We start from the raw sequence: 14,049 nt of genomic DNA, 5'->3' as shown, positions 1-14,049 counted from the left end.
GCAGCAGTTGGAGTTCCTTTACATGCCCGCACACCCGTCGGGCCATTGAGGAGATGCCATGCACTTCGACCACCCCGAGCTGGACCGTCGTACCCTGCTGCGGGCCGGCCTCGGCGCCGCCGCGGTGGCGGTCGTCGGGAGCGAACTCGCCCTCCCCGCCGCCGCGCAGGCCGCGCCGGGCGCGGACCTCGACTGGATCATCAGCTGCGACGAATGGGGCGCCCGCCCGCCGGCGGACCCGCTGTCGATCAGCGCGATCGCGACCAACAAGATCATCGTGCACCACATGGCGTTCCCGAACAGCACGGACTACTCCGAGGAACACGCCAAGCAGCTCGCCCGCGACTGCCAGGACCTGCACATGGACACCAACCGCTGGTCGGACACCGGCCAGCACTTCACGGTCAGCCGGGGCGGCCACGTCCTGGAGGGACGGCACGGCAGCCTGGAGCGCCTGCAGGCCGGCGACCGGCAGATGATCTCGGCGCACTGCCCCGGCGAGAACGGCCGGGCCATCGGCATCGAGAACGAGGGCACCTACGTCACCGAGACGCCGCCCGAGGAGCTGTTCGACTCGCTGGTGAAACTCTGCACCGCCATCTGCCGGCAGTACGGCCTGCACGCGCACGACATCTTCGGCCACTGGGACTTCCGGGCGACGCAGTGCCCGGGCGCGATGTTCTACCGGGAGTTCCCGGCCCTGCGCCGCCGGGTCTTCCGCAAGCTCGGCACCCACCTGGCCGACGTGCCGGCCCGCCGCTGGCCGGACATCTGGCGCTTCGTCGGCGGCCCGGTGGTGCAGGTGGCGCAGTACCTGCTCACCTTCCGCGGCTACACCGTCCCGGTCACCGGCGTGTTCGACGCGGCCACCGTGGCGGCCGTGGCGGACTGGCAGGCGCGCAACGGCATCCCGGTCGACATCGACGCCACCCTCACGGCCCCGACGTGGGAGACCCTCGCGCCCGAGCTGGACAAGGACGCCACCGGCATCCCGGTGCAGGCCGTGCAGTTCATGCTCAACCTCAAGGGCTACGCCGACGTGACGGTCACCGGCGTGTACGACCACCCGACCAAGAAGGCCCTCCAGGACCTGCAGCGCCTGCACGGACTGGCGCCGAACGGCAAGGTCAGCACCACCACCTGGTGCGCCCTGGTGGGGGGTGTGGTGCGTCAGTCGTTCCAGAAGAACTGACGGCGCACCGGCGGGGAAGACGGTGGGGGTGGCAACGGCGCCACCCCCACCGTTGCCGTCCACACTCGCCCGTCGCGCCTCGTAGGCCGCGGCCCGTCCCTCTGCGACGATGCCCAGGTCACGACACCGAGGAGGCGAGACGATGACGTCCAGACTGAATCCGTACCTGAGCTTCCGGGACAACGCCCGGGAGGCGATGGAGTACTACCAGCGGGTGTTCGGCGGCGACCTGCGGATGAACACCTTCGGCGAGTTCGGCAACCCGGACCCGCAGTTGGCCGACCGGATCATGCACGCGCAACTGGAGACGCCCAGCGGTTTCACGCTGATGGCCTCCGACACGCCGCCCGGGATGGAATCCACCCCGGGCACCAACATGGCGATCAGCCTGAGCGGCGACGACGCGGACGACCTGCGCCGCTGGTGGGAGCAGCTCGCCGAGGGCGGCACCGTCACCATGCCGCTGGAGAAGCAGATGTGGGGCGACGAGTTCGGCATGTGCGTGGACCGGTTCGGCATGTCCTGGATGGTGGACATCGGTCAGCCCCAGGCCTGACCGCCGGGCTGAGGTGGCCCGAACGGCGGTGTCCACGGTGGCGTGACCGGCGTTAGCGTACGCCGATCAAGGATCCCGCCGGGAAGGACGACAGTCATGGACGGCAGCCTTCGCGCACACCTCCGACGCCTCGCCAGGCTGGCCACCGCGGCCGCCCTCGCGGTGGCCGGCCTGGGCCTCGTCGCCCCGCCCGCACACGCGGAAGCCGGGCCCAAGGTCTCGGTGCTGACCCGCAACCTCTACCTGGGCGGCGATCTCACGCCGTCGATCGGGGCGCCGACCCTGCCGGCGTTCCTGGCCGCGAACGCCGCCCTGCTGAGCCACGTGGACCTGGTCGACTTCCCGGCCCGGGCGGCCCTGATCGCCGACGAGATCCGCGAGCGCAAGCCCGACCTGGTCGGCCTCCAGGAGGTGGCCCTCTGGCGCACCGGGCCGCTCGGCGACCCGGCCCCGGCCACCGAGGTCCGCTACGACTACCTGGCCCTGCTGATGGCGCAGCTGGCCGGGTCCGGCCACCGGTACGACGTCGTCGTGGTGCGGGACGAGGCGGACCTGGAAGCCCCGGCCGGGGCGCCGCACCTGCGGGACGTCCGCCTCACCATGCGGGACGTGATCCTGGTGCGGCACGGCGGCCGGATCAAGGTGAACGCCACCTCGTCGGGCAACTTCGTCAACAACCTGGTCTTCCCGCTCGCCGCCACCGGCGGCACGGCCACGAGCACCCGCGGCTGGACGGCCGTGGACGCCACGCTGGGCAACCGCGCCTTCCGGTTCGTCAACACCCACCTGGAGGCGTTCCACCCCGGCGTACGCCTGCTGCAGGCCCAGGAGCTGCTGCGCGGCCCGCTGAGCGTGCCCGGCCGGCTGATCCTCCTCGGTGACCTGAACAGCGGGCCAGACCTGCCCGACCCGAACAACCGGCTGGCATACCTCGCCCTGGTCGCCGGCGGGATGGTCGACACCTGGCCGATCCTGCACCCGGGCGATCCCGGCAATACCTCCGGCCTGGGCGACGACCTGACCGAGCCGGCCGACGACGTCGAGCACCGGATCGACATGGTGCTGGTCCGCGGCACGGTGGTGCCGGTGTCCAGCGAGGTCTTCGGCACCGAGCGGCAGACCCCCGCCGGCCGGTGGCCGTCCGACCACCTGGGACACCAGGCCGTGCTCGCCCTGCCGTAGTTGATCCGAAACGTCGGCATTCGCGCCTGGTGAACGGCACCTATCCCGAGGCATGGAACGCCATCAATCATTACCCGGAGGTAGACATGAGTCACTCTCACCTCCGGGTGTGACGCCCGGGCACGGAGGGCGAGACGTCGGCAAGCGGTAGCCGGGCGCAGCCCCGGCCCGACTCCGCACACCGGAGGATCCGCATGCCCCGTCCCACCACCCGTGCCCGGCTCGCGGCCCTGGTCGCGACCCTCACCGCGGCGGCGAGCGCCCTGACGGTCGTCCCACCGTCACCGGCGCTCGCCGCCACCACCTTCGCCCCCGGCGACTACTGCCTCGGCCAGTGCGCCGACATCCTGCCGCCCGGCGAGAACGGCAACGCCACCCTCGCCGCGATCCTCGCCCACCAGGCGCTCGGCACCCGCCCCGCGCACTCCAGCGACCAGCTCGACGAGTACGCGAACCTGGTCTACGGCTACGCCGGGCTCACCGACGAGCAGATCGCGCAGTTCTACAACGACGCCTCCTTCGGCGTGCCCGACGGGCAGGTCGAGAGCACCGTGCGGCCCCGCGCCGACGTCACCATCGTGCGCGACAAGGCGACCGGCGTCCCGCACGTCACCGGCACCACCCGCTCGGGCACCATGTTCGGCGCCGGCTACGCCGGGGCCCAGGACCGGCTCTGGGTGATGGACCTGCTGCGGCACGCCGGCCGGGGCACGCTCACCTCCTTCGCCGGCGGCGCTCCCGGCAACCGCGAGCTGGAGCAGAGCATCTGGGCCAACTCGCCCTACACCGAGGCGGACCTGCAGGCCCAGGTCGACGCGCTGCGCCAGAAGGGCGCCCGGGGCCAGCAGCTCTACGACGACGTCATCGACTACATCGCCGGTGTCAACGCCTACGTCGACAAGTCCATCGCCGACGACAACTACCCCGGCGAGTACGTCCTGGCCGGCGCCGGCAAGCCGACGCACTTCACCATGACCGACCTGATCGCCACGGCCGGCGTCGTCGGCGGCCTGTTCGGCGGGGGCGGCGGATCCGAGATCCAGTCCGCCCTGGTCCGGGTGGCCGCCCGGGCGAAGTACGGCGCCACCGAGGGCGACCGGGTCTGGCAGGCGTTCCGGTCCCAGAACGACCCGGAGACCGTGCTGACCCTCCACGACGGGCAGAGCTTCCCGTACGGCGCCACCCCGCCGGGCGCGACCGGCGCCGTGCTCCCCGACGCCGGCAGCGTCGTGGCCGAGCCGCTCGCCTACGACCCGACCGGTGGGGCGACCACCGCCCGGGCCGGCGGCGGCAGCGCCAGCACGGAGGGCCTGCTCAGCGGCCTCACCGGGCTGCGGTCCCACGGGATGTCCAACGCCGTGGTGGTCTCCGGCCGGCACACCACCACCGGCAACCCGATCGCCGTGTTCGGCCCGCAGACCGGCTACTTCGCGCCGCAACTGCTCATGCTCCAGGAACTGCAGGGGCCGGGGGTGAGCGCCCGCGGCGCCGCCTTCGCCGGGCTGAACCTGTACGTGCTGCTCGGCCGGGGCCAGGACTACGCGTGGAGCGCCACCTCCGCCGCCCAGGACCTGACCGACACGTACGCGGTGCCGCTGTGCACCACCGACGGCAGCGCCCCGACGCTCGCGTCGACCCGCTACCTGTGGCACGGGCAGTGCGTGGCCATGGAGGTCATCGAACACCGCAACTCGTGGTCGCCGACGCTGGCCGACTCCACGCCGGCCGGCTCGTACACGCTGCGCGCCCTGCGCACCCGCTACGGGCTCGTCGCCTACCGGGGGCTGGTGAACGGGCAGCCGACCGCGTTCACGAAGCTGCGCTCGACCTACCGGCACGAGGCCGACTCGGCGATCGGCTTCCAGGCGTACAACGACCCGGCCGCGATGGGCTCGGCGGCCGCGTTCCAGCAGTCCGCCGCGAACGTCGGCTACGCGTTCAACTGGTTCTACGTCAACTCGACCGAGGCCGCCTACTTCAACTCCGGAGCCAACCCGGTCCGGCCGTCCACGGCCGACCCCAACCTGCCCACCCGGGCCGAGGCGGCCAACGAGTGGGTCGGCTGGAACGCGGACACCAACACGGCCACCTACACCCCGGCCGCCGCCCACCCGCAGTCGATGAACCAGGACTACTACGTCAGCTGGAACAACAAGCAGGCCCGGGACTTCGGCGCCGCCGACGGCAACTTCAGCTTCGGGGCCGTGCACCGGGCGCAACTCCTGGACGGCCCGGTGCGCGCCGCGATCGCCCAGCGCAAGCTGGGCCGGGCCGACGTGGTGCGGATCATGGCCGACGCCGCGGTCACCGACCTGCGGGGCCAGCAGGTCCTCGGCGACCTGCTCCGGGTGCTCGGCAGCGCGCCGGTCACCGACCCGGGGCTGGCCGACGCGGTGGCCAAGCTGCGGGCCTGGCAGCAGGCCGGCGCCCGCCGGGTGGAGACCGCTCCCGGATCCAAGGTCTACCAGCACGCCGACGCCATCCGGATCTTCGACGCCTGGTGGCCGCTGCTGGCCGCCGCGGAGTTCCGGCCCGGCCTCGGCCCCGACCTGTACGCCGCGCTGGTGGACGCCATCGAGGTCAACGAGGCGCCGTCCGGCGGCCAGAACGGCGGCCGCGACGGCAGCGCCGTCTGGGCCCTTGCGGGCCAGCCGCACAAGGGCTCCTCCTTCCAGTACGGCTGGTGGGGTTACGTCGACAAGGACATCCGCACCGTGCTCGGCGACCCGGTGGCCGGTGGGCTGGGCCGGCCGTACTGCGGCAACGGCAACCTCGGGGCCTGCCGGCAGAGCCTGCTCGACACCCTCGCGCAGGCGGCCGCGGCGCCGGCCACCACGGTCTACCCGGGCGACAAGTCGTGCGGAGCGGGCGACCAGTGGTGCGCCGACGCCATCGCCCAGTCCGGGCTCGGCGGCATCACCCACCCGCTGATCGCCTGGCAGAACCGCCCCACCTACCAGCAGGTCGTCTCGTTCCCGGCGCGCCGCGGCGACGACGTCACCAACCTGGCCCAGGGGCGCGCAGCGACCGCGTCGAGCACCCAGTTCCTCACCAGCCACACCCCGGACAAGGCGGTCGACGGCAGCCTGGGCAGCCGCTGGGCCAGCAGCTACAACGACAACCAGTGGATCCGGGTCGACCTCGGCTCGGCCCGCACCGTGGGCCGGGTGGTGCTGCGCTGGGAGGCCGCGTACGGCAGCGCGTACCGGATCGAGGTGTCCGCGGACGGCAGCGCCTGGCAGCCGGTGTTCAGCACCACGGCCGGCAACGGCGGGACGGACAACGTCACCCTGGCCCCGGTCAGCGCCCGCTACGTGCGGATGTACGGGGTCAAGCGGGCCACCTCGTACGGCTTCTCGCTCTACGAGTTCGAGGTCTACGGTCGGTGACACCGGCCGGCCGGCCGGCGGGACCGCACCCGCCGGCCGGCCACCGGCCTACGATCACCGGGTGAGCGGTGGCACCGTACCGATCGGCCCGGCGCTGGTCGTCGCGCTCACCGCGCTCACCCTGGCCGGCGCCGCCGTGCTGCGGCTCACCGGGCTCGGCCGGGCCCGGACGGTGCTCACCGCGGCGGCCCGGGCCACGGTCCAGCTCGGCGCCGTCTCGGTGGTCATCGTGGCGGTGCTCCGCGCCTGGTGGAGCACCGCCGCGTTCGTGCTGCTCATGTACGCCGTCGCCGCGCTCACCGCGCGCCGGCGGATCGGCGCCGAGGGGCCGGCCCGGGTCGCTCCGCTGGCCATCGCCGCCGGGGTGGCGCCCAGCCTGGCCGTGCTCCTGGCGAGCCGGGCCCTGCCGGCGACCCCGCTCGTGGTGCTGCCGACCGCCGGCATCCTGATCGGCGGGGCGATGACCGCGACCAGCCTGGCCGGCCGGCGGACCCTCGACGAGCTGCGCACCCGGCACGGCGAGTACGAGGCCGGGCTGGCCCTGGGGCTGCTCCCCCGCGACGCCGCGCTGGAGATCTGCCGCCCGGCCGCCGGGCAGGCCCTCGTCCCGGCGCTCGACCAGACCCGCACGGTCGGGCTGGTCACCCTGCCCGGCGCGTTCGTCGGCGTGCTGCTCGGCGGCGCCGGTCCGGTCCGCGCCGGAGCCACCCAGCTGCTGATCCTGCTCACCCTGCTGGCCGTGGAGGCGGTGGCCATCGCGGTGGCCGTCGAGCTGCTCGTCCGTGACCGGGCCCGCACCGCGCCCTGACCCCGCGGTGTAGCGGGGGCGCCAACGGGTAACGGCGGGCGGATGACCTGGGTGGGCAACCTGCGCGTCCGGCCCGACCTGCTCTACGTGGCGAGCGGGTGGAGCACGCTCGTCACCGACGTGCGCGGCCGGATCACCGGGACGGACCCGCAGGGCTTCTTCGCCCGCAACACCCGGGTGCTCAACCGGGAGCGGATCACCGTGGACGGCCGCGAGCCGGTGCCGTTCGCCACCGCCAACGTGCGGGGGCACGCCCAGCTCTCCTACGCGGAGCTGGGCGACGGGGAGGTGCTGCCGTCGCGGGCCGCGTACCTGACCGTCGAGCGGTTCGTCGGCCCCGGGCTGCGCAGCCGGTTCACCGTGGTCAGCTACGCCGCCGAGCCGCTGCGGTTCCGGCTGGCGATGGCGGTCGAGGCGGACTTCGCCGACACCAGCGAGGCCGAGGCGGGCCGCCGGCTCCAGGTCGGCGAGGTGCGCGCCCGGTGGGATCCGGACGCGGCCGAGCTGCTGCTCGGCTACCGGCACGAGGGCCTGGACCGGGCGGTGGCCGTCCGGCTGCGCGCCGACGCCCCGGTGGCGTACGCCGACGGCGGGTTCACCGTCGACCTGGCCGTGCCGCCGGGCGGCAGCGCCGGCGTGGACCTGCTCGTCGAGCCGGTCTTCGACGGGACCCGGCTGCCCGCGCCCCCGGCCACCTACGCCGAGCCCGACGACCCGGCCGCCCGGGCCCGGGCGCGGCTGGACGCCGAGCTGGCCCGCCTGTCCAGCAGCAACTTCGACGTCACGGCGGCCTGGCGGTGCGCCGTGCGCGACCTGGCCGTGCTGCCGCTGGGCGAGCCGGCCGGCCCGACCGCGCCGATCGCCGGCCTGCCCATCTACCAGGAGATCTTCGGCCGGGACACGATGACCGCCTCCTGGCAGGCGCTGCTGGCCGGCCCCACCATGCTGGCCGACAGCCTCCGGCTCAACGCCGAGCACCTGGGCCGGCGGCTGGACGACTGGCGGGACGAGGAACCCGGCAAGCCGCTGCACGAGGCCCGGCAGGGGCCGGTCTCCGAGCTCGGGCTGAACCCCTTCACGGCCTACTACGGCGACTGGTCCACCGCGCCGGACTTCCTGGTGTTCCTCGGCCAGTACCTGGCCTGGACCGGCGACCTGGACACCGTGCGGGAGCTGCTGCCCACGGCGGGCCGGGCGCTGGCGTGGATCGACCGGTACGGCGACCCGGACGGCGACGGCTTCCTCGACTACCACTGCCGCTCCCCGGGCGGGCTGAAGAACCAGGGCTGGAAGGACTCGGACACGGCGATCGTCGACGAGCGGGGCGAGGTGGTGCCGAACCCGATCGCCAGCAGCGAGCTGCAGGGCTACTGGTACGCCGCCCTGCGCCACGCCGCCGTCGTGTTCACCGTGACCGGCCACCCGGCCCGGGGCGCCGCCCTGCTGGCCCGCGCCCGGGCGCTGCGCCGGCGGTTCCACCGGGCGTACTGGCTGCCGGACCGGGGCTGCTACGCCATGGCGCTGGGGCCGGACAAGCGGCCGGTCCGCTCGACCAACTCCAACGACGGTCACCTGCTCGCCACCGGCATCGTGCCCGCCCGGGTCGCCGAGCGGGTGGCCGACCGGCTGCTGGCGCCGGACATGTTCAGCGGCTGGGGGGTGCGCACCCTGTCGGCGGAGCACCCGGCCTACAACCCGTTCAGCTACCACCGGGGCAGCGTCTGGCCGGTGGAGGCGGGCACCATCGGCGTGGGGCTGGCCCGGTACGGCTGCTGGCCGCACCTGCACCGGCTGGCCGAGGGCATGTTCGGCGCGGCGGCGCTCTTCGCCGAGCACCGGCTGCCCGAGGTGCTCAGCGGCCTGCCCCGCGACGCGGCCCACCCGCACCCGGGCGTCTACCCGAACTCGTGCTCCCCGCAGGCCTGGTCGGCCAGCGCGGTGGTGGCGCTGGTCCAGGCCCTGCTGGCGCTGCGTCCGGCCGCGCCGCTGCGCGCGGTCCTCGTCGACCCCCACCTGCCCGAGTGGCTGCCGGACCTGCGCCTGGAGGGCGTACGGGTGGGCGGCGCGACGGTGGACCTCACGGTGCGGCGGCGGCGCGGCGGGCGTACCTCGGTGCGGGTACGCGGCGACCGGCTCGCGGTGGTCCGCCGCGCGCCCCGGCAGGCCGTCACCCTCGCCCGCCGGGAGGTGTAGCCGGCACGGGACGGGGAATCCGCCCGCGCCTGGGGGCCGAGAAGGAAGGATCGGCATGGAGAGTCGCGCGAAGTCGATGGGGCACGCAATCCACCCCATCCTGATCGTGTTTCCGCTCGGACTGCTCGCCACCTCGGTGATCTTCGACATCCTGTACCTGATCACCGACCGGACGGGCTTCCAGGTGTCCGCCGCGTACACCATCGCCGCCGGCGTGATCGGCGGCCTGGTCGCGGCGGTGTTCGGCCTGATCGACTGGCGGGCCATCCCGGCCGGCACCCGCGCCAAGCGGGTCGGCGCGACGCACGGCCTCGGCAACGTGGTCGTGCTGGTGTTGTTCGCGGTGAGCTGGCTGCTGCGCCGGGGCGCGGACAACTGGGACCCGAACGCCGGTGCGCTGATCTGCAGCTTCGCCGGCATCGTGCTGGCCGGGTTCACCGGGTGGCTCGGCGGCGAACTGGTCGAGCGGCTGGGGATGAGCGTGAGCGACGACGCCGGCGTGAACGCGCCGAGTTCGCTGTCCCACCGGCCCCGCGCCCGCGGCGCCTGACCCGCCGCGTGGGCCGGGTGTAGCCACTGCCCCGCCGGGAAACCCGCCCCGGCCCGGCGGCCGCCGGGCGCCGCCGGGCGCGGGAGAAGGGACGAGCGGATGCAGGCGATCACTCTCGACCGGGACGGGGCGGCGCCGACCGCCCGGGACGACCTGGCGCGTCCCAGCCCCGGCCCGGACGAGGTGCTGGTGCGGGTGCGGGCGTCCTCGATCAACGCCTTCGACCGGAAGGCGGCGGACGGGGCCATGCGGGGGGCCATGGACTACCGGTACCCGGTGGTGCTCGGCAAGGACTTCGCCGGCGAGATCGAGGCGATCGGCGGCACCAGCGAGTTCCGGGTCGGCGACCCGGTGTTCGGGGTGCTCATGCGTTCCTACCTCGGCGACGGCACGTGGGCCGAGTACGTGACGGTTGGCGGCGGTGACGGCGTCGCCCGCGTGCCCGACGGCATCGAACTCGCCACGGCGGGCGTGCTCGGCCTGGCCGGCGCCACGGCGCTCGACACGCTCGACGCGCTGGCCGTCCGCCCCGGCGACACGGTCCTGGTGGCCGGGGCGACCGGCGGGGTCGGCACGCTGGCCGTCCAGTACGCCCGGCTCGCCGGCGCCCGGGTCGTCGCCACCGCCCGCCCCGGGCCCGCCACCGACTTCGTCCGGGACCTGGGCGCCGCCGAGGTGGTCGACTACACCGCCGACCTGACCGGGCAGGTACGCGCGCTCGCGCCCGACGGCGTCTCGGCGGTGGTGCACCTGGCCGGTGACGGCGCGCCGCTGGCCGGGCTGCTCGCCGCCGACGGGCGGCTGGCCTCCACCATCGGATTCGGCCCCGACCAGCACCCCGCGGCCGTCTCGATCCTCGGCAAGCCCGAGCGGAAGACGCTCGACCGGCTCGCCGACGACGTGCTGGCCGGCCGCGTCCGGATACCCGTCGACCGCCGCTACGAGCTGGCCGAGGTGCCCCGGGCGCTGGCCGAGTTCGGCGGCGCCCTGGGCAAGCTCGCGGTCAGCATGCCCTGATCAGCACATTCTTCGAACATCTGTGCGAACATGTGGTCGTGTCGAGCGAGGCCACCATCCTGCACGCCGACCTGGACGCGTTCTACGCCTCGGTCGAGCAGCGCGACGACCCCCGGCTGCGCGGCCGGCCGGTGATCGTCGGCGGCGGCGTGGTGCTCGCCGCCAGCTACGAGGCCAAGGCACGCGGGGTGCACAGCGCCATGGGCGGCCGGCAGGCCCGGCGGCTCTGCCCGGACGCCGTCGTGGTGCCACCGCGGATGGCGGCCTACACGGCGGCCAGCCGGGCGGTGTTCGAGATCTTCCGGCGGACCACCCCGCTGGTCGAGGGGCTCAGCATCGACGAGGCGTTCCTCGACGTCGGCGGGCTGCGCCGGCTGGTCGGCCCGCCCGCCGGGATCGCGGCCGAGCTGCGCCGGGAGGTACGCCGGCAGGTCGGCCTGCCGATCACCGTGGGGGTGGCCCGGACCAAGTTCCTCGCCAAGGTGGCCAGCGGGGTGGCCAAGCCGGACGGGCTGCTGGTCGTCGCGCCGGAGGGCGAGCTGGCCTTCCTGCAGCCGCTGCCGGTGGAGCGGCTCTGGGGCGTCGGCCCGGTCACCGCCGCGAAGCTGCGCGAGCGGGGCCTGCGCACGGTCGGGCAGGTGGCCCGCCTCGACGAGCCCACCCTCGTGTCGCTGCTGGGCGCGGGCGCCGGCCGCCACCTGCACGCCCTCGCCCACAACCGCGACCCGCGCGCCGTGCAGGTCGGCCGCCGGCGCTCCTCGATGGGCGCCCAGCACGCGCTGGGCCGCGAGCCGCACTCCCCCGCCGAGCTGGACGCCGTGCTGGCCGGGCTGGTCGACCGGGTGACCGGGCGGCTGCGGGCGGCCCGGCGCACCGGTCGCACGGTGACCCTGCGGCTGCGTTTCGCCGACTACGCCCGGGCCACCCGAGCGCACACGCTGGACAAGCCGACCGCGCAGACCGCGCCGCTGCGGGCCGCCGCCCGGTCGCTGCTGCGGGCGGCGCTGCCGGAGATCGAGACCCGGGGCGTCACCCTCATCGGGGTCGCCGTCGGCAACCTGGACGACGGGCACGTGCAGCTCACGCTGCCCTTCACCCGTGACCCGGGGCCCGCGCTGGACGAGGCCGTGGACGCGGTGCGGGACCGGTTCGGGTCGCGGGCGCTGACCCGCGGGGTGCTGGTCGGGCGCGACCCCGGACTCGAGATGCCGATGCTGCCCGACTGACGGTACGGTCCCCCGATGTCGATGTTCCGCGCTCCCCAGGTGATCCTGTTCAGCGAGGACGTGCCCCGGGCCGTCGCCTTCTACGCCGGGCTCGGCTTCACCGAGACCTTCCGGGTGCCCGCCGAGGGCACGCCCATCCACGTCGACCTGACGCTGGACGGCTACCGGATCGGCATCGCCTCGGTGGCGTCCACCCGGGACGACCACGGGCTCGACCCGGTGCCGAACGGGCAGCGCGCCGCCGTGATCCTCTGGACCGACGACACCGCGGCCGCGTACGCGACGCTGACCGCGGCCGGCGCGCCGGCTCTCGCCGCCCCGCACGTGTGGCTGGACCGGCTGCTCATCGCCTGGACGGCCGACCCCGACGGCAACCCCGTCCAACTCGTCCAGCCCCTGCCGGCCGACGCCACCTGAGCGCGCCGCCTCCTCCCCCGGTAGGAGGCGGCGTCTCCGACCTGCGGCCGGCATCGGGGCCGCTGGTCGGGCGCGACCGGGCGGCCCGGTCACGAGCATCTACAGGCATGACTACCGTGCTGAACCGGGCGGCCCACTGGCACCGCCCCCTCATGCTGTTCGTCGCGGCGATGGCGGTGCTCACCGTCGTCGCGGCCATCGGCGTCGTGGCCGACCCCCGGGTGCTCACCGGTGCCCCGATCTGGCTCAAGCCGCTGAAGTTCGCCATCTCGTTCGTGCTCTACGGCACCACCCTCGCCTGGATGCTCACCCTGCTGCCGCGCCGCAGCCGGGTCGCCGAGTGGGCGGCCACCCTGATCGTCGCGATGGCCGTGGTGGAGATGGCCATCATCGTCACGCAGGTGCTGCGCGGCACCACCAGCCACTTCAACGGCACCACGCCGCTGAACGCCGCCCTGTTCTCGGCCATGGGCATCGCGATCATGGTGCTCTTCGTCGCCCAACTGGTCATCGGGATCGTGGCGCTGATCCGACGCGCGGCGGACCGGGTCGCCGGGTACGCCGTCCGGCTGGGCCTCGGCCTGTCCCTGCTCGGCATGCTGGTCGCCGTCCCCATGGTGACCCGCACGCCCGAGTCGGCGGCCGAGGAGATCAGCGGGGCGCACAGCGTCGGCGTGGCCGACGGCGGGCCAGGGCTGCCCCTGGTCGGCTGGAGCACCACCGGCGGTGACCTGCGGATCGGGCACTTCGTCGGGCTGCACGCCCTCCAGGTGCTGCCGCTGCTGGCCATCCTGCTCAACCGGTTCCTCGCCACCCGGCTGGACGAGCCGACCCGGGCCCGCCTGCTGCTCGTCGCCGGCGCGGCGTACGGCGCGGCCACGCTGCTGCTCACCTGGCAGGCGCTGCGCGGGCAGCCGCTGCTGCGCCCGGACGCGCTCACCCTGGCCGTCGCGGCGGCCCTGGTGGCAGCCACGGCGACCGCCGCCGGTGCGGTCCTGGCCCGCGGCCAGCGCCGCCCGGAGACGGTGGTGGCCGCGTGACCGGGACGCTGTTCAGCCTGACGTTCGCGGTCGCCGCGCCGTTCTGGGCGCTGATGATCCTGGCCCCGCGCTGGTCGTGGACGGCCCGGATCGTCGGCTCGCCGCTCATCGTGCTCCCCGTTCTGCTGATCTACGCGATCCTGGTCCTCCCGGCGTTCGGCCGGGTGCTGCCGGTGGTCACCGCACCGACCCTGGCCGGCGTCCGGGACCTGCTGGGCAGTGTGGACGGCGCGGCCGCGGCCTGGGCCCACCTGGTCGGGTTCGACCTGTTCGCCGGCCGGTGGATGTGGCGGGACAGCCGGGATCGCGGCATGCCGGCGCTGCTCATGGCGCCGGTGCTGGTCCTGACCATCCTGCTCGGACCGCTCGGCCTGGCCGTCCACCTGGGGCTGCGCGCCGCGTGGGGCCGGCCGGCCGTGACCCCGTCTCCCGGCCGTGGCCGGCCGGCCGTCACCCCGGCTGCCGGCCCCACCGCCTAG

Annotated in this window: 12 protein-coding genes; all 12 read left to right on the top strand. The window is 74.6% G+C overall.

Annotation, left to right across the window (positions count from 1 at the left end; all coding sequences use genetic code 11):
* The first annotated feature begins 58 nt into the window (after positions 1 to 58).
* The 12 genes from ABZ452_RS24220 (at position 59) to ABZ452_RS24165 (ending at position 14,049) form a co-directional block, all read left to right on the top strand.
* Positions 59 to 1,192 (top strand): N-acetylmuramoyl-L-alanine amidase, encoded by a 1,134-nt coding sequence (locus tag ABZ452_RS24220; protein WP_357946979.1) that lies wholly within the window; start codon positions 59 to 61, stop codon positions 1,190 to 1,192.
* Between the two features lie 142 nt (positions 1,193 to 1,334).
* A complete protein-coding gene (locus ABZ452_RS24215; protein WP_357946976.1) occupies positions 1,335 to 1,748 on the top strand; it encodes a VOC family protein in 414 nt (137 codons plus the stop codon).
* A 96-nt stretch (positions 1,749 to 1,844) separates the two neighbouring features.
* The gene (locus ABZ452_RS24210; RefSeq protein WP_357946973.1) at positions 1,845 to 2,930 is read left to right on the top strand and encodes an endonuclease/exonuclease/phosphatase family protein; all 1,086 of its coding nucleotides are present in this window, start codon (positions 1,845 to 1,847) and stop codon (positions 2,928 to 2,930) included.
* 194 nt (positions 2,931 to 3,124) lie between these two features.
* The gene (locus ABZ452_RS24205; protein ID WP_357946971.1) at positions 3,125 to 6,319 is read left to right on the top strand and encodes a penicillin acylase family protein; all 3,195 of its coding nucleotides are present in this window, start codon (positions 3,125 to 3,127) and stop codon (positions 6,317 to 6,319) included.
* Between the two features lie 61 nt (positions 6,320 to 6,380).
* Positions 6,381 to 7,127 (top strand): ABC transporter permease, encoded by a 747-nt coding sequence (locus ABZ452_RS24200; protein WP_357946969.1) that lies wholly within the window; start codon positions 6,381 to 6,383, stop codon positions 7,125 to 7,127.
* Between the two features lie 42 nt (positions 7,128 to 7,169).
* On the top strand, positions 7,170 to 9,320 hold the full coding sequence (locus ABZ452_RS24195) for a glycogen debranching N-terminal domain-containing protein (RefSeq protein WP_357946967.1): 2,151 nt from the start codon (positions 7,170 to 7,172) through the stop codon (positions 9,318 to 9,320).
* Positions 9,321 to 9,375: 55 nt separating this feature from the next.
* Positions 9,376 to 9,870, top strand: coding sequence for a DUF2231 domain-containing protein (locus ABZ452_RS24190; RefSeq protein ID WP_357946964.1), 495 nt, complete (start codon positions 9,376 to 9,378; stop codon positions 9,868 to 9,870).
* A gap of 99 nt (positions 9,871 to 9,969) precedes the next feature.
* The gene (locus tag ABZ452_RS24185; RefSeq protein ID WP_357946962.1) at positions 9,970 to 10,887 is read left to right on the top strand and encodes an NADP-dependent oxidoreductase; all 918 of its coding nucleotides are present in this window, start codon (positions 9,970 to 9,972) and stop codon (positions 10,885 to 10,887) included.
* A gap of 38 nt (positions 10,888 to 10,925) precedes the next feature.
* The gene (dinB, locus tag ABZ452_RS24180) at positions 10,926 to 12,113 is read left to right on the top strand and encodes a DNA polymerase IV (RefSeq protein ID WP_357946959.1); all 1,188 of its coding nucleotides are present in this window, start codon (positions 10,926 to 10,928) and stop codon (positions 12,111 to 12,113) included.
* 15 nt (positions 12,114 to 12,128) lie between these two features.
* Positions 12,129 to 12,530, top strand: coding sequence for a VOC family protein (locus tag ABZ452_RS24175; protein ID WP_357946957.1), 402 nt, complete (start codon positions 12,129 to 12,131; stop codon positions 12,528 to 12,530).
* A gap of 107 nt (positions 12,531 to 12,637) precedes the next feature.
* Positions 12,638 to 13,570: a hypothetical protein gene (locus ABZ452_RS24170; RefSeq protein ID WP_357946954.1), complete on the top strand. Its 933-nt coding sequence runs from the start codon at positions 12,638 to 12,640 to the stop codon at positions 13,568 to 13,570.
* Positions 13,567 to 14,049, top strand: a complete 483-nt coding sequence (locus ABZ452_RS24165) for an ABA4-like family protein (RefSeq protein WP_357946951.1) — start codon at positions 13,567 to 13,569, stop codon at positions 14,047 to 14,049. Before ABZ452_RS24170 ends, ABZ452_RS24165 begins: the two co-directional genes overlap by 4 nt.

The sequence above is a fragment of the Micromonospora sp. NPDC005707 genome (assembly GCF_040631005.1).
In the GTDB taxonomy this organism is placed as follows: domain Bacteria; phylum Actinomycetota; class Actinomycetes; order Mycobacteriales; family Micromonosporaceae; genus Micromonospora.
This window is presented reverse-complemented; position numbering and strand designations above follow the sequence as displayed.